We start from the raw sequence: 18,434 nt of genomic DNA, 5'->3' as shown, positions 1-18,434 counted from the left end.
TGGTGCGCCGTGCGGGGCACCCCGTCGAAAGAGGTTTCAGACAGTGACAGAGGCTAATGGGTTCCTCAACGGTCGCCTCCTGGTGGTGGCGTTCGAGGGTTGGAACGACGCCGGCGAGGCGGCGACCGGCGCCGTGGGCACCCTGAAGGATCTGCTGGATGTCTCCCCGGTCATAGAAATCGACCCAGAGATCTACTTCGATTATCAGTTCAACCGGCCCACCATTTCGGCCGCCGGCGAAGACGGCCGGCGCAAACTGGAGTGGCCGGGTGCCGTACTCTACGGACCGACGACCCCCGCCGAGGCCGGGGCTCCCCTGGCCGACGACGCGCAGCTGCGCGTCAGCGGCACGAACGCCGGAAACATCTATCTGCTCCTTGGAACGGAACCGTCTCGCAGTTGGAAGGGATTCGCCGCAGAGATCCTCGACGCCGCCCTCGCCGCGGATGTCGGCGGCATCGTCTTCCTCGGGGCGATGCTGGCCGATGTTCCCCACACCCGGCCTATCTCCATCTTCGTCTCCAGCGACAACCCGCAGGTACGGGCCGAACTTCAGGTTGAGCGCAGCACCTACGAAGGCCCCGTCGGCATCCTGAGCGTGCTCGCGATCGCCGCGGAGGAGGTCGGCATTCCGACCCTGTCGATCTGGGCATCCGTTCCCCACTACGTGCACAACGCGCCGTCGCCGAAGGCGATGCTGGCGTTGATCGACAAGCTCGAGGAGATCATCGACGTCGTCATCCCGCGCGGCGACCTGGTGAGCGAGGCCGATGAATGGCAGAGCGGCATCGACACGCTGGCGGCCGAGGACGACGAGATGGCGGCCTATATCGGGCAGCTCGAACAGGCTCGCGACACGGTCGATTCCCCGGAAGCCAGCGGCGAAGCTATCGCCCAGGAATTCGAGAAATACCTGCGTAAGCGCGGCGATGGCCGGGACGGCCCCGGCGAGGGGCGCCCGCCGACCGACTCGCCCCGGCAGCCCTAAAGAGCCACGCCGAGCAGCGCGTCGACCGCTCGGGCCAGCAGTGCCGGCTCGTCGACTCTGTCGGAGTCTGCTGCGGCGGCATCAACGACCGCCAGCGCGCCCGGGGTGTCGAGGTCGGCGGCGAGGGCAGCGCGCAGCCGTTCGATAATCGCGTGCGTGTCGATGGTTCCGGCCGTGCCCGCTGCCCCGAAGGCCGCGGTCCAGGCCGCGAGGCGGGCCTCCGCCACTCGAAGGTGCGCGTTCGTCCACTCCCAGTCGGTGCGGTAGTGCTGGTCGAGCAGGGCCAAGCGGATTGCTCGCGGGTCGGTTCCCGCGGTGCGCAGTTTGGACACGAGCACCAGATTTCCGAGCGACTTGCTCATCTTCTCGCCCTGATAGGCCACCATGCCGGTGTGGCTGTAGACGCCGGCCAGCGGATGCCCGGATAGGGCTGCCGCGTGCCCCGCACTCATGTCGTGGTGCGGGAAGATCAGATCGCTGCCGCCGCCCTGCACCGTGAAGTCCGTGCCGAGTTCCTTCAGTGCGATGACCGAACACTCGATGTGCCAGCCCGGACGGCCGGCGCCGACGCGCGACGCCCAGGACGGTTCCCCGGGGCGGGCCGAGCGCCAGAGCAACGGGTCGAGGACATCCCGCTTGCCGGGACGGGCCGGGTCTCCCCCGCGTTCGGAGAACAGGGTGAGCATGGCCTCGGAGTCGAGATTGCTCTCGTCGCCGAGCGTCCACGAGGTTGCGCGCTGCGCGGCCTCGATGTCGAAGTAGATGTCGGAACCGGCCGCCTCCGTCGGCTCGGGCGCGCCTGCGGCGGCCGCGTCCATGGGGACCGGGTACGCGAGGCCGGCGTCCCAGAGCTGGGCCACGGCATCCGCAATCTCGTCGATGACCTCGGTGACGGCGACATAGTCGTTCGGCGGGATGATCCCTAGTGCCTCCATGTCGGTGCGGAAGAGGTCCACCTGCGACTCGGCGAGAACCTCCCAGTCGACGCCGGTGGCGGCCGCTCGCTCGAGGAGCGGGTCGTCGACATCCGTCACGTTCTGGGCATAGTGCACCCGGTAGCCGCCGTCCAGCCAGACCCGCTGCAGGGTGTCGAAGGCCAAATAGGTGGCCGCATGGCCGAGGTGCGTGGCGTCGTAGGGGGTGATCCCACACACGTACAGCCGGGCGACGTCTTGGGGTTTGGCCTCGATCAGGGCCGCGGTGGCGGTGTCGTGCAGCCAGGGTGCGCCGGACTGACCGGGGAGTTGCGGAATTTCGGGTCGTTGCCAGGCACGCATCGTCCCAGCCTAACTAGGCGGAGATGGTGTTCGTCACCAGCAGGCCGATCAGCATGAGGCCGAGCACGATGCGGTAGATCACGAACGGCAGGAAGCTACGTCTGGAGATGTAGCTCATGAAGAACTTGATCACGAACAGGGCGACGACGAAGCCGACGACCGTGGCCGCCAGGGTATCCCACGGGCCGAAAATCTCCGGGGTGCAGTTTGTCGCACCCTCCAGACACGGCTTGGCGATCGCTTTGTACACCTGGAACAGCCCGCTGCCGAGAACGGCCGGGATGGCGAGCAGGAACGCGTAGCGGGCGGCGGCGGCGCGCTCGTACCCCATGAACAGGCCGGCGGTGATCGTGCCTCCCGAACGGGATACGCCGGGGATCAACGCGAGGGCCTGGGCGAAGCCGTAGACGATGCCATGGGGAACGGTGAGGTCGCCCAGCCGGCGGCGCTTGGCCCCGACGTAGTCGGCGATTCCGAGCAGGACGCCGAAGCCGATCAGCACGCTGGCGGTAATCCATAGGTTGCGGAGCGAGGACTCGATCTGGTCCTGGAAGAGCAGGCCGAGCGCCACGATGGGCAGTGATCCGAGGATGATCAGCCAGCCCATCCGCGCGTCCGGGTCGGCGCGCGGAACCTTGCCGACAAGGGACTTGGACCACTGCCCGATGATGCGCACGATATCGTGCCAGAAGAAGATCACCACGGCAGCCTCGGTACCGATCTGGATGATCGCGGTGAAGCGGGCTCCCGGGTCATCTCCGGTCCCCAGGAATTCCCCGACGATACGGATGTGGGCGCTGGAGGAAACCGGGAGGAATTCGGTCAGTCCCTGCACGAGTCCCAGGATGAGTGCGTCGATGAAATTCACGAAGTGCCCTTTTGCTGATCAATAGTTCGAGAGCAGGTCGGTCAGGACCTGCCTGCCAAACACTAACGCGTCGAGAGGCACCCGTTCGTCGACCCCGTGGAACATCGCCGGGAAATCGAGGTCGGCGGGGAGCTTGAGCGGGGCGAAACCGTAACCCTTGATCCCGAGAGTACTGAGGGCCTTGTTGTCCGTGCCGGCGGAGAGCAGGTAGGGCAGCACGGGAGCGCCCGGATCGTGTCGGCCGAGAGTCTCGACGACCGCGTCGACGAGGGGCCCGCCGAATTCTGTTTCGAGACCGATGTCGCGGTGCATGATCACGATCTCGATGTCGGGGCCGACCAGCGCTGCCACTTCGGCGAGTACGGAATCCTCGTCTCCGGGCAGGGTGCGGATGTCGATGAGCGCCTCCGCCCGGTCCGGGATGACGTTGTGCTTGTACCCGGCGTGCAGAACGGTGGGATTGGTCGTGGTGCGCAGGCTCGCTTGGATGAAGCCCGATGCCGTGCCAGTGGCGAGGGCCAGCTCGTCGGGACCGACACGTTGGGGGTCGACGTCGAGCACCCGTGCCAGCTCCGCCAACAGCTGGGTGGTGGTCTCGGTCAGGCGGATCGGCCACTCACGCCGGCCGACCTTGGCGACAGCCTCGGCGAGCCGGGTCACGGCGTTGCTCTGGATCAGCCGGGACCCGTGGGCCGCCTCGCCCCGCGCCACAAGCTTGATCCAGATCAGCGCCTTCTCACCCGTCTGGAGCAGGTAGGCACGCTGACCGCCGAGCGTGATTGAGTAGCCCCCGACCTCGCTGATGGCCTCGGTGGCGCCCTGGAAGAGCTCCGGGCGGGTGTCGACGAGGTAGTGCGAGCCGAGCACTCCCCCGGCCTCCTCGTCGGCGAAGAACGCCACGATGAGTTCACGAGCCGGTTCCTGGCCGGAGCCGAGGATGTTCTGGAGCGCCGCGAGCATCATGGCGTCCATGTTCTTCATGTCAACGGCTCCGCGACCCCACAGGAGGCCGTCCTTGATCACGCCGGCGAACGGGTCCACCGACCAGGCCTCCGGGTCAGCGGGAACGACGTCGAGGTGGCCGTGGACCACCAGCGCTCCGCGGCTGCTGTCGCGACCCGGAACGCGCACGACGACACTCGTGCGGCCCGGTTCTGAATCGAACAGCTGCGGGGCGAGGCCGAGAGACCGCAGGTTCGCCTCGACGTACTCGGCGGCATCCGTTTCGCCGTTCGAACGGCCCTCGCCATAGTTGGTCGTGTCGAAACGGATGAGGTCGCGAGCGATCGTGGCCGTGAGGTCCAGTGCAGCGTCGGCCGGTGTGTTGTCAGCAGAGGAAAGCATGCGTGTCACGCTACCGGGCCTCGCCGCCGCCCGGCGACGGTGGGCGCGGCTGGAGGGCCTCGAAATCCGTGCTAGATTATCTATTCGGCGGCCGGGAACGGCCGCTGAAACACTCGGCCCGGGTGGCGGAATGGCAGACGCGCTAGCTTGAGGTGCTAGTGCCCTTATGGGCGTGGGGGTTCAAGTCCCCCCTCGGGCACAGAAATGAGATTCGGATCCTTCCGACTCGTCACATGGAAATAGGTCGCGACAATCGATACTGGTTGCGCGGCCTATTTTTTTTATGGTCGAACGTGTCTCCGGCTTGAACGTAGTCTCCTCGCCATCGCCCCGTATCGGACGTCCGCCGGCGGCAGCCTCACCGCCGACATGCTCGGCGCCGCCCGCTTTTCCCGCAGGCGATCGCTACTGGAGAACTGGTTGATGCCACCATCTGTCATGCGGTCATCGGCCCCTCTCCCGTGCGCGCCCACAGTGCACACCTCATGCCGGCGATCCTCGACGGGACCGTCACTCCCGGAGGGTCCTCGACCGCACGGTGAACCTCGACACAGTCCCCGTCGCCAACCGTGACAGGGGCAACCGCGAAGCCCTCACGATCATGATCATCCCCTGACCGGCCGCGTCGCGACCAGAGGTCAGCGACCGAGGGAAGATCGTCGGGGCTGTGCTCGCAGTTGCCCGAGGTCGCGGCTTGGCAGCCTATTCCTCAAACGTCACGTTGCCGCGGCAGGCTTCGCCCGGGCTGGGTACCAGATCCTTGAAGCCGTGGCTGACGAACCGCCCGTAGCTCTGCACGCGCCCGTCCGTGACGAAATCGTCGTTGAATTGGGGCGGCTGGTTCTCCTCAGCATCGGGGAGGTCCCGGCCCGAATAGGCGCACGCCGAACTCGCGTTCGTTGCGCCCGGGACCGGACTGCCATTGCCACTGGTCTCGCCAGCCTGAGCCGAAGTGGCGCCGACGAAAACAAGTCCGAGTGCGACAACGCACCCCAGGACCATGCGTTTCATGAGTAATCCTCTCAACAAGGGACGACCCGCCTGGCATCGGGTGAGCCAGCGTCCCGCCCCACCTCTGCGGAAGATACTCCTCGGCGGCTATCTGGACAACGGGCGGAAGACACATGCGGAAAGCCATCCATGACGGCGTGAACCGCTCGTTCCCCCCAGGCAGGCCAAGATCCGCATCCGACACGTCGTCGTGGCGGTGGCTCGCGTGGGCGTCGAACCGCCAAGCGGTGCTAGACCGCTTCGGTGAGGGCCCCGGAGAGAACCTCGTCCAAAGCCAGGACGGTGTCTTCCGGCGATGTGCCGAGTGCCAGCGCCAGCTCAGACTCCAGGAGTTGACGGGATTTGGCGAGCATCCGCTTCTCTCCGGCGGACACGCCGCCGTCCTGCTCGCGGCGCCACAGGTCCCTGACGACTTCGGCGACGCGCGTCACGCTGTCACTCGCCATCTTTTCTTGATTCGCTTTGAACCGGCGGCTCCAGTTCGTTGCTTCCTCCGTGAACGGCTCGCGCAGAACCTTGTAGACCTCTTCCAGCCCAGCGGCATCGATGACGTCACGCACTCCGACAAGCCCCGCGTTCGCGATGGGAAGTTGGATGGTGAGCTGCGACGAATGCACGCGCAGCGTCATCGCCGGCTGGGCGACGCCCTTCAGGGTTATGGTGGAGAGCTCGGTAAGGGTGACCGCACCGTGGTGCGGATAGACGAGGGTTTCCCCAACGATGAACTTCAAACTGACTCGATTCAGATCGTGCTGCATGCGGCGTCCCGGTGGCGCCGACTAGCCGAATTCCCGGTGGCCAACCTGTCAATCGTGCCACAGTCCCCTGAACGTTCACCTTGCGACAGCAAGCGCGGCGCGGCGTACTAGCCGGCCGATGGCTGCTGCTGGGTGATGCAGTGGATGCCGCCGCCGCGCGCGAACAACGGCCGCGCCTCGACCGACACGACCGTTCGGCCCGGATAAGCCGCGGCCAGGATCTCCCGGGCGACCTGGTCGGCCCGTTCCTCGCCGAAGCCGCAGGCGATCACGCCGCCGTTGACGACGAGGTGATTGACGTAGTTGTAGTCCACGAAGCCGTCCTCGTCCGTGAGTGCGGCCGGTGCCGGCAGGTCGACGATGGTGAACGGCCGGCCCGCGGCATCCGTCTCCTCGGCGAGCACGGCGCGGAGCTGCCTGGTCACTGCATAGTCCGGATGGGCCGGGTCGTTTTGCGCGTGCATCAACATCGTTCCGGGCGACGGGAGGGTGGCCACCATATCGACGTGGCCGCGGGTTCCGTAGCGCTGCTGGTCCCGGGTCAGGCCGCGCGGCAGCCAGACCAGGCGGGTGGCCCCGAGGGTGCGGGCGAACTCGGCCTCGATCCTCGCTCGGTCTACGTAGGGGTTCCGACCCGGATCCAGTTGAACGGTCTGGGTGGCCAGCACCGTTCCCGCGCCGTCGACGTGAATGCCGCCGCCCTCGTTCACGAACACCGAGGAGATCACACTCGCGCCAGAGGCGGCGGTGACGAGCCTGCCTACCTCCGCGTCTTTGCCCCAGCGCGCCCAGTCCTGGGCACCCCAACCGTTGAATGCCCAGTCCACCGCCCCCAGCTGCCCGTCATCGCCCAGCACGAAGGTCGGGCCGATGTCGCGCATCCAGGCGTCGTCAAGTGGTGCCTCGATGATTTCGATCTCCGCGGAGAGGTACCGCCGAGCGGTCGCCACCTCGGCCGGGTCGACGACCATGGTGACGGGTTCGAATTCGAGGACCGCGTGGGCAACCGCGGTCCAGGTTCCGCGCGCCTCGTCGGCGGAATGCGCATCCGTGCCGAGCGTGTAGCCGTCCACCGGGAATGCCATCCAGACCCGGTCCTGCGGCGCCGTCTCCGCCGGCATCAGCCAGGTCACGACTCCCCCGACGTCGCCATCGCACCGAACGGATGAGCCGGGTCGACCGGCGTGGTCAGCCCCGCATAGCTGTCCGGCCGTCGTGTGGCCAGGAAGGGAAACAGCGTGAGCCACTCCTCCCGTTGTGCCAGGTCGAGGTCGGCAACCAGCACCGCGGACTCGTTACGGGGAGCCTGCACGAGCACACGACCGTAGGGGTCAGAAATGAAAGAGGAGCCGTAAAAGGTCAGGTCGCCCTCGTCGCCGTGACGATTGGGCACCACCATGAAGAGGCCGCTGGTGATCCCGTTGGCCACGATCACCTGCCGCCAGAGGGGCTGGGTGTCGAACGTCGGGAAGCCGGGCTCCGAGCCGATCGCCGTGGGATAGACCAGCAGCTGGGCGCCGCCGAGGCCGTACAGCCGCGACACCTCGGGGAACCATTCGTCCCAGCAGGTGGGCAGCCCGATCCGGGCACCGCCCAGTTCCTCGGGCGCATAGACGGGATACGCGTCCTCGGCTGGGCCCGGTCGGAACCAGGTGTCTTCGTAGTAGCCCTCGGTGACCGGGATGTGCAGTTTCCGCGTGCGACCGAGCAGCCGACCGGTCGGCGAGACCAGGATGGCCGTGTTGTAACCGCGCGGGTCCTCCGGTGCATCCTCTGCGTCCGGTCTCTCGTAGAGGGAGGCGTGCACGACGATGCCGTGCACTTCGGCCTGCTCAGCCGCGAAGGCGAAGGTCGGTCCGGTCAGCAGGTCCTCGGCCGTTAGCTTCGGCACACCCTGTGCCCGTGCGTTGCCGGGGTATTTGCGCAGCGTCAGCTCGGGCAGGAAGGCGACGCGGGCACCCTGCTCGGAGGCCAGACGGATGCCCTCGGCCAGCTCCGCGCGCAGCGCGTTTTCGTCGACGTGCCAGCGGTGCTGCACGAGCCCGACCCGGAGCGGCGGCCCGGCCTCGTCCGACGTGCGGGTCAGCGGTTCGGCGATGCCGGGCGCGTTGATCAAGAGCATGACGTGACCTCCCTGTGGAATAATTGATCACTTGATCAATAACCGTTGGCTAAAGATATATAGACTCAGGTTTCATGTCAACCGATCCGAGTGCATCGCGGCGCAAAGCACCGATCGAGCGGGCGGCGGAAATCGCTCGCGCCGCCCGGGAGATCGCCCTTGACGAGGGATTGTCGGCCCTCACACTGCGTGCGGTCGCCTCCCGGATCGGGGTGACCCCGGCCCTGGTCAGTCACTACCAGCCGAGCATGGACTCCCTGGTGGCCTCTACTTTCGGGGCGATCGTGGCCGCCGAGATCGGCGAGGTGGCGGAGGAGCTGGCGCCCTGCGAGACATCCGTGGCGGCCCTGCAGACGCTGATCGACACTCTGCTCGGACCCGCACGTAGCACCGTGACCGCGGTCTGGCTCGATGCCTGGAGCCTCGGCCGACGCCACCCTGCGCTCGCCGTGGAGGTGGGCGTTCAGATGGACGCCTGGCAGGCGTTCCTGGCCGTCCTGCTGAACACCGGCTGCGCGCGCGGTGAATTCCGGGCGATCGACCCGGACGCCGTCGCCTGGCAGCTTTTGGCGATCATCGACGGGCTGAACGCGCACGCCATCGTGCGCTACGGCCAAGCGCAGCGGCTGCGCGGTCTCGTGCGCACCGTCGCCGAACACGAGCTGGGGCTGCGCTCCGGGGCCCTCGGGCCCGGAGACGACTCCGGCCGCCGACCCGAACCTGACCCTCCCCCGGCATCGATTACCGTGCCTGTATGCTAGAGACAGACTTCCGGTCACGGTTCTGCTGTGCACGGACGAGCGCTGGTTGAGACAGTGCATGAGGCCCCGGCGATTCGTCGCCGGGGCCTTTTTCGTTGCGGGACCGCCACTGAACCCTCGACGTACTCCGCTGCGGGACGGTCGTTTCCGGCGGCCGACTCTCCGGCGGCCCGGAGCCGTCCCGATTCGCGTTGACAACCCGGCGGCCCCGTAGCGCTATGTGACACAATTCCGTGCCTGTCGCTGTTGCCGGGTACCTTTTCGAGGTGGAGGCCCCTGTGCAGATTCCAGCGTCCTTCGACTATGTGCGCGCCAGCACGGTCGACCATGCGATCACCCTACTCGAGCACCACGGTCCGGAGTCCCGGGTCATCGCGGGCGGGCACAGTCTTCTGCCGATGATGAAACTCCGTCTGGCCAGACCCGAGTGGCTGATCGACATCAACGAGCTCTTCGAACTGGACTTTGTGCTGCGCGACGGCAACACGCTGCGGGTCGGCGCCATGACCCGTCACGCGACACTGCTGGCGTCCCCCCGAGATTTCCCGCTTGTTTCCGATCGTCGCCGACGCGGAGCGCGTGATTGCGGATCCGACCGTGCGCAACCGTGGCACGATCGGCGGGTCGCTCTGCCAGGCCGACCCGGCCGAAGATCTCTCCACGGTCTGCAAGGTTCTGCGGGCGGAAGCGGTCGTGCGCGGGCCCGGCGGCGAGCGCGTACTCAGCATGCACGACTTCCACCGTGGTGCTTACGAGACCGCCGTGGCGCACAACGAACTCCTCGTCGAGGCGCGCTTCCCGATCCGTGCACGCTCGGGAAGTGCCTACGAGAAGGTTGAACGGCGGTTCGGTGACTGGGCGGTCGTGGCGGCGGGAGCGGCGATCTCCCTGGCCATCGACGGAACGATGGACGACGTCACCATCGGCCTCACCGCCGTCGGTGTGGCCGGCACGGTCGCCGAGGCCGAGGACATGTTGCGCGGCCAGCATCCGCGGGAAGACCTGTTCGTGGAGGCCGGGCGGCTCGCCGCGTTGGCGAGCGACCCGGTCACCGACCAGCGGGGCCCCATCGACTACAAGCGGCACCTTGCCGACGAACTCACCCGCCGGGTGCTGCGCCGCGCGGCCGCTCGCGCCGGCGAAGCACAGGAAGGCTAAGTCCATGCAGATCAGCGTGACCATCAACGGCACCGACATCACCGAAGAGATCGAACCGAGGGTGTTGCTTGTTCACTTTATTCGCGACCCGCTGCGGCTGACCGGCACGCACTGGGGATGCGACACCTCCAACTGCGGAACCTGCGTCGTGCTCATGGACGGCCAGCCGGTAAAATCCTGCACGGTGCTCGCGGCGATGGCCGACGGCCACTCCGTGACCACGGTCGAGGGGCTCGCCACCGGGGCCACGCTCGATCCCGTGCAGCAGGGGTTCATGGAGGAGCACGGCCTCCAGTGCGGGTTCTGCACGCCTGGGATGATGCTCACCGCGCGGGCCCTGCTGGACCACAACCCGCATCCGGACGAGGGCGAAACCCGCGAGGCGATCTTCGGCCAGATGTGCCGGTGCACCGGCTACGCGACGATCGTGCGCTCGGTGCAGTGGGCCGCGGCCGATCCCACGGCGCAGGACGGGTTGGACGAGACCGCGGAAGAAGAGGTAACGGCATGACCATCATCGAGGAGCGGGCCGCGAACCCGGCGGCCGGAGACGACAACCGCCCGATCGGCTACGGCCGTATCCAGCGCAAGGAGGACCCCCGCTTCGTGCGGGGCAAGGGGCACTACGTTGATGACATCGTGCTGCCCGGGATGTTGCACGGCGCCATTCTGCGCTCCACCGTGGCGCACGCCCGGCTGGTGTCGATCGACACGAGCGCTGCGCTGGCCCACCCGGGTGTCGTGGCCGTGATCACCGGCCAGGACCTGCTCGGCCTCAAGCTCGCCTGGGCTCCGACCCTCTCCGCCGACGTGCAGGCGGTGCTCGCCACCGACAAGGTGCGTTTCCAGGGGCAGGAAGTCGCTTTCGTGATCGCCGAGGACCGCTACGCCGCGCGCGACGCACTCGAACTCATCGAGGTCGACTACGACGTGCTGCCGCCGGTCATCGACGTACGCACGGCGCTGAACCCCGGTACCCCGGTCATCCGAGACGACATCGAGGGCCGCACCGACAATCACATCTTCGACTGGGAGGCCGGCAACGCGGCCGAGACCGAGGCGGTGTTCGCCTCGGCGGACGTCGTCGTGTCCCAGGAGATGGTCTATCCTCGCGTGCATCCGGCACCGATGGAGACCTGCGGGGCCGTCGCCGACTATGAGCCGATCGAGGGCGCGCTGACTCTGTATGAGACCAGTCAGGCCCCGCACGCGCACCGAACCCTGTTCGCGATCGTCTCGGGCATCCCTGAACACAAGATCCGCATCGTCTCCCCCGACATCGGCGGCGGCTTCGGCAACAAGGTTGGCATCTACCCGGGCTACATCCTCGCCGTTGTCGGGTCGATCGTCACCGGGCGGCCGGTGAAGTGGATGGAGGACCGCTCCGAGAACCTGATGAGCACCTCCTTTGCCCGCGACTACATCTTGCAGGGCGAAATCGCCGCCACGAAGGACGGCAAGATCCTCGCGGTGCGGTCGACCGTGCTCGCGGACCACGGCGCCTTCAATGCCACGGCGCAACCCTCGAAGTACCCGGCCGGATTCTTCCACATCTTCACCGGAGGATACGACCTGCAGGCCGCGCACTGCAAGGTGACCGGCGTGTACACCAACAAGGCTCCGGGCGGAGTCGCCTACGCCTGTTCCTTCCGTGTCACCGAGGCGGTCTACCTGGTCGAACGGCTTGTGGACATGCTGGCCCGGAAGCTGGAGATGGACCCCGCGGAACTGCGGCTGAAGAACCTGATCAAGCCCGAACAGTTCCCGTACAAGAACAAGACCGGGTGGGAGTACGACTCCGGCAACTACGAGCAGGCGCTGCGCAAGTCGATGCAGATGGCCGGCTACGACGACCTTCGGCGCGAACAGCAGGAGAAGCGCGCTCGCGGCGAGTTGATGGGGATCGGAATCTCGTTCTTCACCGAGACCGTGGGTGCCGGGCCGGGCAAGCACATGGACATCGTCGGCTTGGGCATGGCGGACGGCGCCGAGCTGCGAATCCATCCCACCGGCAAGGCCGTCGTGCGGATCTCCGTGCAGAGCCAGGGGCAGGGCCATGAGACGACCTTCGCCCAGATCGTGGCCGAAGAGATCGGCATCCCGCCGGAAGACATCGACGTCGTGCACGGCGATACCGACCAGACCCCCTTCGGCCTGGGCACCTACGGCAGCAGGTCGACCCCGGTCAGCGGCGCCGCCGTGGCCCTCGTCGCCCGCAAGGTGCGGGAGAAGGCGAAGTTCATCGCCGCCGCCATGCTCGAAACCCGGCCCGAGGACCTCGAGTGGGAGAAGGGACGCTGGTTCGTCAAGGGCGACCCGAGCATCGGCAAGACCATGGCGGAAATCGCGATGGGCGCGCACGGAACCGTCACCCTGCCGGAAGGGATCGACGGCAACCTGGATGCCGAGGTCACCTACGATCCCCCAAACCTGACCTTCCCCTTCGGCGCCTACATCTGCGTGGTCGACGTCGACCCCGGTACCGGCCACGTCAAGGTGCGCCGGTTCATCGCCGTTGACGACTGCGGCACCCGGATCAACCCGATGATCATCGAGGGGCAGGTGCACGGTGGTCTTACCGATGGGGTCGGTATGGTCCTGATGCAGTTCATTGAGTTCGACAAAGAGGGCAACAACCTCGGCGGCACCTTCATGGACTACCTCATCCCCACGGCCCTGGAGGTGCCGGATTGGGAAACCGGGTTCACCGTGACCCCATCGCCGCACCACCCGATCGGAGCGAAGGGTATCGGCGAGTCCGCCACCGTGGGGTCGCCGCCCGGAAACCGGGAACCGTTCGTGCGCGCCGCAGTGGTGCGTGCCCAACATCCGACAAGCGCCCAGGCCGGGGACACCGGTCTGCTGCTGGCGGACGGCACTCTGGAGGGATTTGTCGGCGGCGCCTGCGTTCAGGCGTCGGTGCGGGAATACGGTCTGAAGAGCCTGGCCTCCCACGAGCCTCTCCTACTGCGCGTTGTGGCGGGCGAGCGATCCCATGTCCGTGAGGAGGGAGCCGTGCAGGTGTCCAACCCGTGCCTCAGCGGCGGGGCCATCGAGATCTTCCTCGAGCCGTCCGTGCCGGCACCCCGGATATTGGTCGTCGGAATGACGCCGGTGGCGCACGCCCTGGTGGCGATGGGTGGCCCGCTCGGTCTTGACATGCACCTCACGGTGGGAGCAGACGCGACGCCTCGGTCGGACGACGCGGCGCTGATCGTGGCCTCGCACGGGCGTGACGAAGAGCCTGCCCTGGAGGTCGCCCTGAGAGCCGAGGTGCCCTATATCGCTCTCGTCGCCAGCCACGCCCGGGGGGCAGTCGTGCTGGCCTCCCTCAACGTTTCGGAGGAACAGCGTGCGCACGTGCACAGTCCGGCCGGACTGCAGTTGGGCGCCCGCTCCCCCGCCGAGATCGCGCTGTCCATCCTGGCGCAGCTCGTCGCCGAGAGGGCCAAGCGGCCTGCGGCGGCGACGACCGCCACTGGCCCGGTTGAGGTTGCGGTTGAGGTTGCGGTTGCGGTTGCGGTTGCGGTTGACCCGGTATGCGGCATGTCCGTCGCCATCGGGGACGCGGCGCCGCGGGTCCCGCGCGACGGGAAAACCCTCTACTTCTGCTCGGAGTCCTGCCGGCGCAGCTTCCTCGCCGATCCGGAGCAAATATGTCGTCGCCTCCTGAGCCGCGCATCGCGGGGTTGGTCCTGGCCGCCGGGGCCTCGCGCCGCCTGGGCCGACCTAGGCAGCTCCTGCCTTACGGCGACGGGGTCCTCCTGGACGCCGTCCTCAGGACGGCACGGGCCTGCGGGCTCCACCAGATCGCCGTGTGCCGCTACGACGACGGCGTGGGGCATCCGTTCGCCGTCGACCGGACGGTAATGCCGGACCTGGCCCGGCTCCACGGCGACAAGGCGTTCTGGAGGCTCCTCGAGCAGCGTGCCGCCGAGGTGTGCGAGGTCGTCGTGGCGGGCCCGATGCCCCCGGACATCGCTACCGAGGTGGACTACGAGCGGGCGCTCGCCGCATTAAGGAAGTTACGGTGACCGGCGCCGCCCGCACGGGAGCGGAAGACGACGTTCGCCGAATGATCCCGGACGTGCCCGCCCTGCTGGGCGCACTGGACGAGGTCGACTACCTGGCCGACGAGGGCCTCGCCACGGCTCTATTCCTGGCGGTGCGCCTGCCGCAACCCATCCTGCTGGAGGGTGAGCCGGGGGTCGGCAAGACCGAGGCAGCCAAGGCGCTGGCCCGGGTGCTCGACACTCCCCTGTTCCGGCTCCAGTGCTATGAGGGCATTGACTCGGGCGAGGCCCTCTACGAGTGGAACTATCCGCGCCAACTGCTGGGGATCAGGCTGGCCGAGGCCCGCCAGGCCAGCCTGGCCGAGACGGAGCTGTTCGGCCCGGAATACCTGCTGCGCCGCCCCCTGCTGCAGGCGATCGAGCACCAGGGTCCGCGGCCGGCGGTGCTTCTCCTCGATGAGATCGACCGGGCGGATGCCGAATTCGAGGCGTTCACCTTCGAGCTGCTGGCCGAGGCGGCCGTAACGATCCCGGAGCTGGGCACGGTGCGGGCTACGCATCCACCGATCGTGATCCTGACGTCCAACCGCACCCGCGACCTGCACGACGCCCTGACCCGGCGCTGCCTGTACCACTGGATCGACTACCCGACGCCGCAGCGGATCGCGGAGATCGTGCGCTGCAGGGTGCCGGAGAGCGGCGCACAGATCGCACTGCAGGCGGCGTCGGCCATCACGCGGCTGCGCTCGCTGGACCTCGCGAAGCCGCCCGGCGTCGCCGAGGCCATCGACTGGGTCTCGGCGCTGACCGTGCTCGGCGTCGACAAACTCGACCCCGGCCGCGTGGATCAGACCTGCGGGTCGATTCTGAAGAACCGCGACGACCTTGACCTGGCGGTCGGCAGGCGCCGTGTGGCTGGTGGGCGATCATGGCTGACCGGGGGTCACTGGGCCTCCGGAGCATTGATCACGTCGGGGCGGGCCGTTCCCACGTCGAAGCGGCCGCACTGGCGGTCGGGTTCAGCACGGCGCTGCGCCGAGCGGGCGTCCCGAGTTCCCCGGACCGATCCGCTCGACTGGCGGAGGCCCTCCGGCTGGTTCCGCCGCACGAGCGAGAGCCGCTGTACGGGACGTGCCGGGTGGTTCTGGTCTCCGCCCGGGAACAGGTACCCGTGTTCGACGCGGTATTCGACGCCGTGTTCGCCGGCACCCTCGACCCGGCCGACTTCCGCGGTGACCAGAACGCTCCGCCGTCAATCGGCTCCGAACCACGCACCCGGCCGACCGCGACCCAACAGCGGCCGGCGATCGCGGCGGACCAGGCGCCGCTGCCTCAGGCGCCGGGCATGGCTCCGGGCGGGGACGATTCCGGGGACACTGACACGGATGCGCCGGAGCGGGAAACGATCCTGGTGACGGCGGCGGACGAAGAGCGCCTGCACCAGATGTCTTTCACCGACTTAGCTCCGGACGAGGTCGCCCAGATGCGTCGCCTGGTGCCCCGGATCGCCCTCGCCACGCCGGAACGCGTTAGCAGCCGCACCCGGAAGAGCTCCCGGACCACCCCAAAGCTGGACCTGCGCCGCACGGTCAGGGCGGCGCAGCACACCGGCGGGGAGCCGGTGCGCCTGGTCTACCGGCGACGGCGCGCGCGACTGCGCCGTTTGATCCTGCTGTGCGATGTGTCCGGGTCGATGGAGCCGTACACGCGGGTGTACCTGTCGCTCCTGCAGGGCGCGGTCGCGGGGGCCGAGGCCGAAGCCTTCATCTTCTCGACCGGATTGACCCGGCTGACCCGTCAGCTCGCGGTGCGCGACCCGGACCAGGCTCTGGCACGGGCTGCCGCCAGCACCCAGGACTGGGCGGGCGGCACCAGGCTGGCAGAGAGCATCCGCCATTTCACGGATGCCTGGGGTCGACGTGGCCTCGCCCGCGGGGCCGTCGTCGTGATCATCTCGGACGGGTGGGCGCTGGACGACCCGGAATCGGTGCACGCCCAAATGGCCCGCCTGCGGCGCTTGGCCTACCGCATCATCTGGGTCAACCCCAGGAAGGTCGCTTTGGACTACCAGCCGGTGGTGGGCGGAATGGCGGCCGCGTTGCCCTTTGTCGACGCGTTCGTCAGCGGGCACAGCTATGCGGCCCTGGCAGAAGTGGCGGCGGCGATTCGCGCCGACCGTTCGGACCCACACGAGAATACGAGGACCCGATAATGGACATCAACAGCACGTTCTCCGTCGTCGCACCGATCGACGAGGTGTGGAAGACTCTGATGGACTTCGAGCGTGTCGCCGGCTGCGTTCCGGGGGCACAGGTGCTGAACAAGCTTTCGGATGACGCCTATCAGGTCGGAATGAAAGTGAAACTGGGTCCGGTGACCATGCAGTACAGAGGTCAGATGACCGTTCTCGAACGCGATGCGACCGCGCACCGCGCCGTGTTCGAGGGGCGTGCTCAGGAGACCCGCGGTCAAGGCACGGCGCAGGGTACGGCCACCCTCACGCTCGTCGAGGCGGACGGCGAGACTCAGGGCACGGTCAGTGCCGATGTGGCGCTCTCCGGCAAGGTGGCCGCGATGGGGCGCAGCATCATCGGCAGCGTCACGGACCAGATGATGGCCCTCTTCGCCGAGAACCTGCAGGCCATGGTCACGGCTCCGGCTCCGGATCCGGCGGTGCCTGCTGCGGGGGTTACAACCGGGCAGACCGCCGACACCGTCGGTGGGTCGGGAACCGCGACGGCTCTGCCCGCCGCACCGCCGGCCGGGCCCCTCACGACGGCGCCTGCCTCCCGAGCGCCGCGGCCGGGCGCCGAGACCAGCCTGAACGCCCTCGATCTGGCCAAGGGCATCGTGATGGATCAGCTCAGCAGCCTGCCCAGGCTGCTCGGCGTGATCGCCGCGGTGGCGTTTGTCGCCTATCGGATCGGCCGCCGCGCCGGCGGTCGGTAGACTCGAATGAGCGAAACCGGAAGGGTCACCACCTGTGCGTGAGGTTCTGAATCCGCTGCTGACGGGATGGCAGGCCGGCGGCATTGCCGGCCTGGCCACCGTCGTGCGCACCTTCCAGTCCGCCCCCCGGTCGGCCGGCGCGTCGATGCTGGTCACCGCCGACGGGGAGGTGGTCGGCTCAGTCTCCGGGGGCTGTGTCGAAAGTGCCGTCTACGACCTCGCGACCCAGGTGATCGATGACGGGCGGCCGGTGCTGGTGCGCTACGGCATCAGCGACGACGACGCCTTCTCCGTTGGTCTGACCTGCGGCGGCATCCTCGACGTCTTCGTGGAGCCCGTCAGCCAGGTGAGCTTCCCGGAGCTGTCCGCTGTGGAGCAGGACATCACCGGATCAGCTCCGGTGGGGGTCGCGACCGTGATCGAGCACCCCGATCCCAGCCGTCTGGGCCGACACCTGATCATCCGGCCGCACGGCTTCGACGGCGATCTGGGCTCCGAACGGGCGAACCGGGCCATCGGTGACGATGCCCGCGGGCTGCTGGCCGCCGGTCGCAACAGCACCCTCACCTACGGTCCCGACGGTGAGCGACGCGGTGAGGGCATGCGGGTCTTCGTCAACAGCTACGCCCCGCGCCCACGGATGCTGGTGTTCGGCGCCATCGATTTCGCGGCCGCCCTGGCCCGGCTGGCTTCCTTCCTCGGCTACCATGTCACCGTCTGCGATGCCCGCGAGGTCTTCGCCACGCCGGCCCGGTTCCCGGAGGCCGACGAGGTCATCGTCGGCTGGCCGCACCGCTACCTGGCCGAGCAGGTCGCGGCCGGGCTCGTGGATGAGCGCACCGTCGTCTGCGTGCTCACCCACGACCCGAAATTCGACGTGCCGCTCCTCAAGGTGGCCCTGACCCGCGGCCCGTTCGCCTACATCGGTGCGATGGGGTCTCGGCGCACTCACGAGGACCGACTGGCCAGGCTCCGCGAGGCAGGTGTGGACGAGGCGGAGCTGACGAGATTGCACAGCCCCATCGGGCTGGATCTCGGCTCCCGAACCCCGGAAGAGACGGCCGTGTCCATCGCCGCGGAGATCATCGCCGAGCAGTGGGGCGGCACCGGAGATCCGCTGGGCAACCTGGCCGACCGGATCCACCACGACGACCTCGACGAGCAGGCCTCGGTGTAGCCGCCGCC

General features: G+C 67.9%; 16 protein-coding genes, 1 tRNA gene and 3 pseudogenes. 13 read left to right on the top strand and 7 right to left on the bottom strand.

Annotation, left to right across the window (positions count from 1 at the left end):
• The first annotated feature begins 43 nt into the window (after positions 1 to 43).
• Complete coding sequence (locus E3O18_RS07600) at positions 44 to 988, top strand: PAC2 family protein (RefSeq protein ID WP_241976590.1); 945 nt, start codon at positions 44 to 46, stop codon at positions 986 to 988.
• Here the strand turns inward: E3O18_RS07600 and mshC are convergent.
• Genes mshC through E3O18_RS07585 form a run of 3 tightly spaced genes read right to left on the bottom strand, consistent with a single transcriptional unit; the run spans position 985 to position 4,477 of the window.
• Positions 985 to 2,265 (bottom strand): cysteine--1-D-myo-inosityl 2-amino-2-deoxy-alpha-D-glucopyranoside ligase, encoded by a 1,281-nt coding sequence (mshC, locus tag E3O18_RS07595; protein WP_134395557.1) that lies wholly within the window; start codon positions 2,263 to 2,265, stop codon positions 985 to 987. The genes E3O18_RS07600 and mshC overlap by 4 nt on opposite strands.
• Before the next feature lie 13 nt (positions 2,266 to 2,278).
• Positions 2,279 to 3,133, bottom strand: a complete 855-nt coding sequence (locus tag E3O18_RS07590; protein ID WP_134395556.1) for an undecaprenyl-diphosphate phosphatase — start codon at positions 3,131 to 3,133, stop codon at positions 2,279 to 2,281.
• 18 nt (positions 3,134 to 3,151) lie between these two features.
• Complete coding sequence (locus E3O18_RS07585) at positions 3,152 to 4,477, bottom strand: M20/M25/M40 family metallo-hydrolase (protein ID WP_134395555.1); 1,326 nt, start codon at positions 4,475 to 4,477, stop codon at positions 3,152 to 3,154.
• 116 nt (positions 4,478 to 4,593) lie between these two features.
• On the opposite strand from E3O18_RS07585, the gene E3O18_RS07580 reads away from it, so the two are divergent.
• Positions 4,594 to 4,676 (top strand) — tRNA-Leu (locus tag E3O18_RS07580).
• Positions 4,677 to 5,179: 503 nt separating this feature from the next.
• Here the strand turns inward: E3O18_RS07580 and E3O18_RS07575 are convergent.
• From E3O18_RS07575 to E3O18_RS07560, 4 genes are all read right to left on the bottom strand, one after another.
• Positions 5,180 to 5,488: a hypothetical protein gene (locus tag E3O18_RS07575; RefSeq protein ID WP_104102102.1), complete on the bottom strand. Its 309-nt coding sequence runs from the start codon at positions 5,486 to 5,488 to the stop codon at positions 5,180 to 5,182.
• A gap of 230 nt (positions 5,489 to 5,718) precedes the next feature.
• The gene (locus E3O18_RS07570; protein WP_104102105.1) at positions 5,719 to 6,219 is read right to left on the bottom strand and encodes a CarD family transcriptional regulator; all 501 of its coding nucleotides are present in this window, start codon (positions 6,217 to 6,219) and stop codon (positions 5,719 to 5,721) included.
• 134 nt (positions 6,220 to 6,353) lie between these two features.
• Positions 6,354 to 7,379, bottom strand: a complete 1,026-nt coding sequence (locus E3O18_RS07565; protein ID WP_134395554.1) for an agmatine deiminase family protein — start codon at positions 7,377 to 7,379, stop codon at positions 6,354 to 6,356.
• Positions 7,376 to 8,368: a nitrilase-related carbon-nitrogen hydrolase gene (locus E3O18_RS07560; RefSeq protein ID WP_134395553.1), complete on the bottom strand. Its 993-nt coding sequence runs from the start codon at positions 8,366 to 8,368 to the stop codon at positions 7,376 to 7,378. Before E3O18_RS07560 ends, E3O18_RS07565 begins: the two co-directional genes overlap by 4 nt.
• Before the next feature lie 74 nt (positions 8,369 to 8,442).
• Here E3O18_RS07560 and E3O18_RS07555 point away from each other — a divergent pair, with 74 nt between their 5' ends.
• From E3O18_RS07555 to E3O18_RS07515, 11 genes and pseudogenes are all read left to right on the top strand, one after another.
• Positions 8,443 to 9,129, top strand: a complete 687-nt coding sequence (locus E3O18_RS07555; RefSeq protein WP_134395552.1) for a TetR/AcrR family transcriptional regulator — start codon at positions 8,443 to 8,445, stop codon at positions 9,127 to 9,129.
• A 233-nt stretch (positions 9,130 to 9,362) separates the two neighbouring features.
• Positions 9,363 to 9,596, top strand: a pseudogene (locus E3O18_RS16550) (FAD binding domain-containing protein); the annotation flags it as partial.
• A gap of 82 nt (positions 9,597 to 9,678) precedes the next feature.
• Positions 9,679 to 10,287, top strand: a complete 609-nt coding sequence (locus E3O18_RS07550; protein ID WP_241976589.1) for an FAD binding domain-containing protein — start codon at positions 9,679 to 9,681, stop codon at positions 10,285 to 10,287.
• A gap of 4 nt (positions 10,288 to 10,291) precedes the next feature.
• Positions 10,292 to 10,798 carry a (2Fe-2S)-binding protein gene (locus E3O18_RS07545; RefSeq protein ID WP_134395551.1) on the top strand — a complete coding sequence of 169 codons (507 nt, stop codon included), beginning with the start codon at positions 10,292 to 10,294 and terminating at the stop codon, positions 10,796 to 10,798.
• Positions 10,795 to 13,929: pseudogene (locus E3O18_RS07540) on the top strand (aerobic carbon-monoxide dehydrogenase large subunit); the annotation flags it as partial. The gene E3O18_RS07545 and the pseudogene E3O18_RS07540, both read left to right, overlap by 4 nt.
• A pseudogene (locus E3O18_RS16850) lies at positions 13,827 to 14,048 on the top strand (hypothetical protein); the annotation flags it as partial. The pseudogenes E3O18_RS07540 and E3O18_RS16850, both read left to right, overlap by 103 nt.
• 54 nt (positions 14,049 to 14,102) lie before the next feature.
• Positions 14,103 to 14,321, top strand: coding sequence for a hypothetical protein (locus E3O18_RS16540; protein WP_241978146.1), 219 nt, complete (start codon positions 14,103 to 14,105; stop codon positions 14,319 to 14,321).
• Positions 14,318 to 15,715, top strand: a complete 1,398-nt coding sequence (locus tag E3O18_RS16535) for a MoxR family ATPase (RefSeq protein WP_241978143.1) — start codon at positions 14,318 to 14,320, stop codon at positions 15,713 to 15,715. The genes E3O18_RS16540 and E3O18_RS16535 overlap by 4 nt, the downstream gene beginning before the upstream one ends.
• Positions 15,646 to 16,512: a VWA domain-containing protein gene (locus E3O18_RS07525; RefSeq protein ID WP_241978142.1), complete on the top strand. Its 867-nt coding sequence runs from the start codon at positions 15,646 to 15,648 to the stop codon at positions 16,510 to 16,512. The genes E3O18_RS16535 and E3O18_RS07525 overlap by 70 nt, the downstream gene beginning before the upstream one ends.
• Positions 16,512 to 17,249 (top strand): SRPBCC family protein, encoded by a 738-nt coding sequence (locus E3O18_RS07520; protein ID WP_134395548.1) that lies wholly within the window; start codon positions 16,512 to 16,514, stop codon positions 17,247 to 17,249. Before E3O18_RS07525 ends, E3O18_RS07520 begins: the two co-directional genes overlap by 1 nt.
• Positions 17,250 to 17,283: 34 nt before the next feature.
• A complete protein-coding gene (locus E3O18_RS07515; protein ID WP_134395547.1) occupies positions 17,284 to 18,426 on the top strand; it encodes an XdhC/CoxI family protein in 1,143 nt (380 codons plus the stop codon).
• Positions 18,427 to 18,434 lie beyond the last annotated feature (8 nt).

This window comes from Cryobacterium sp. TMT2-42-4, from assembly GCF_004402645.1.
Lineage (GTDB): Bacteria > Actinomycetota > Actinomycetes > Actinomycetales > Microbacteriaceae > Cryobacterium > Cryobacterium sandaracinum.
This window is presented reverse-complemented; position numbering and strand designations above follow the sequence as displayed.

Coding starts and splice junctions, on each gene's coding strand:
- E3O18_RS07575 (WP_104102102.1), bottom strand. CDS start 5,488: ATGAAACGCATGGTCCTGGGGTGCGTTGTCGCACTCGGACTTGTTTTC.
- E3O18_RS07525 (WP_241978142.1), top strand. CDS start 15,646: ATGGCTCCGGGCGGGGACGATTCCGGGGACACTGACACGGATGCGCCG.
- E3O18_RS07520 (WP_134395548.1), top strand. CDS start 16,512: ATGGACATCAACAGCACGTTCTCCGTCGTCGCACCGATCGACGAGGTG.
- E3O18_RS07545 (WP_134395551.1), top strand. CDS start 10,292: ATGCAGATCAGCGTGACCATCAACGGCACCGACATCACCGAAGAGATC.
- E3O18_RS07560 (WP_134395553.1), bottom strand. CDS start 8,368: ATGCTCTTGATCAACGCGCCCGGCATCGCCGAACCGCTGACCCGCACG.
- E3O18_RS07585 (WP_134395555.1), bottom strand. CDS start 4,477: ATGCTTTCCTCTGCTGACAACACACCGGCCGACGCTGCACTGGACCTC.
- E3O18_RS07555 (WP_134395552.1), top strand. CDS start 8,443: ATGTCAACCGATCCGAGTGCATCGCGGCGCAAAGCACCGATCGAGCGG.
- mshC (WP_134395557.1), bottom strand. CDS start 2,265: ATGCGTGCCTGGCAACGACCCGAAATTCCGCAACTCCCCGGTCAGTCC.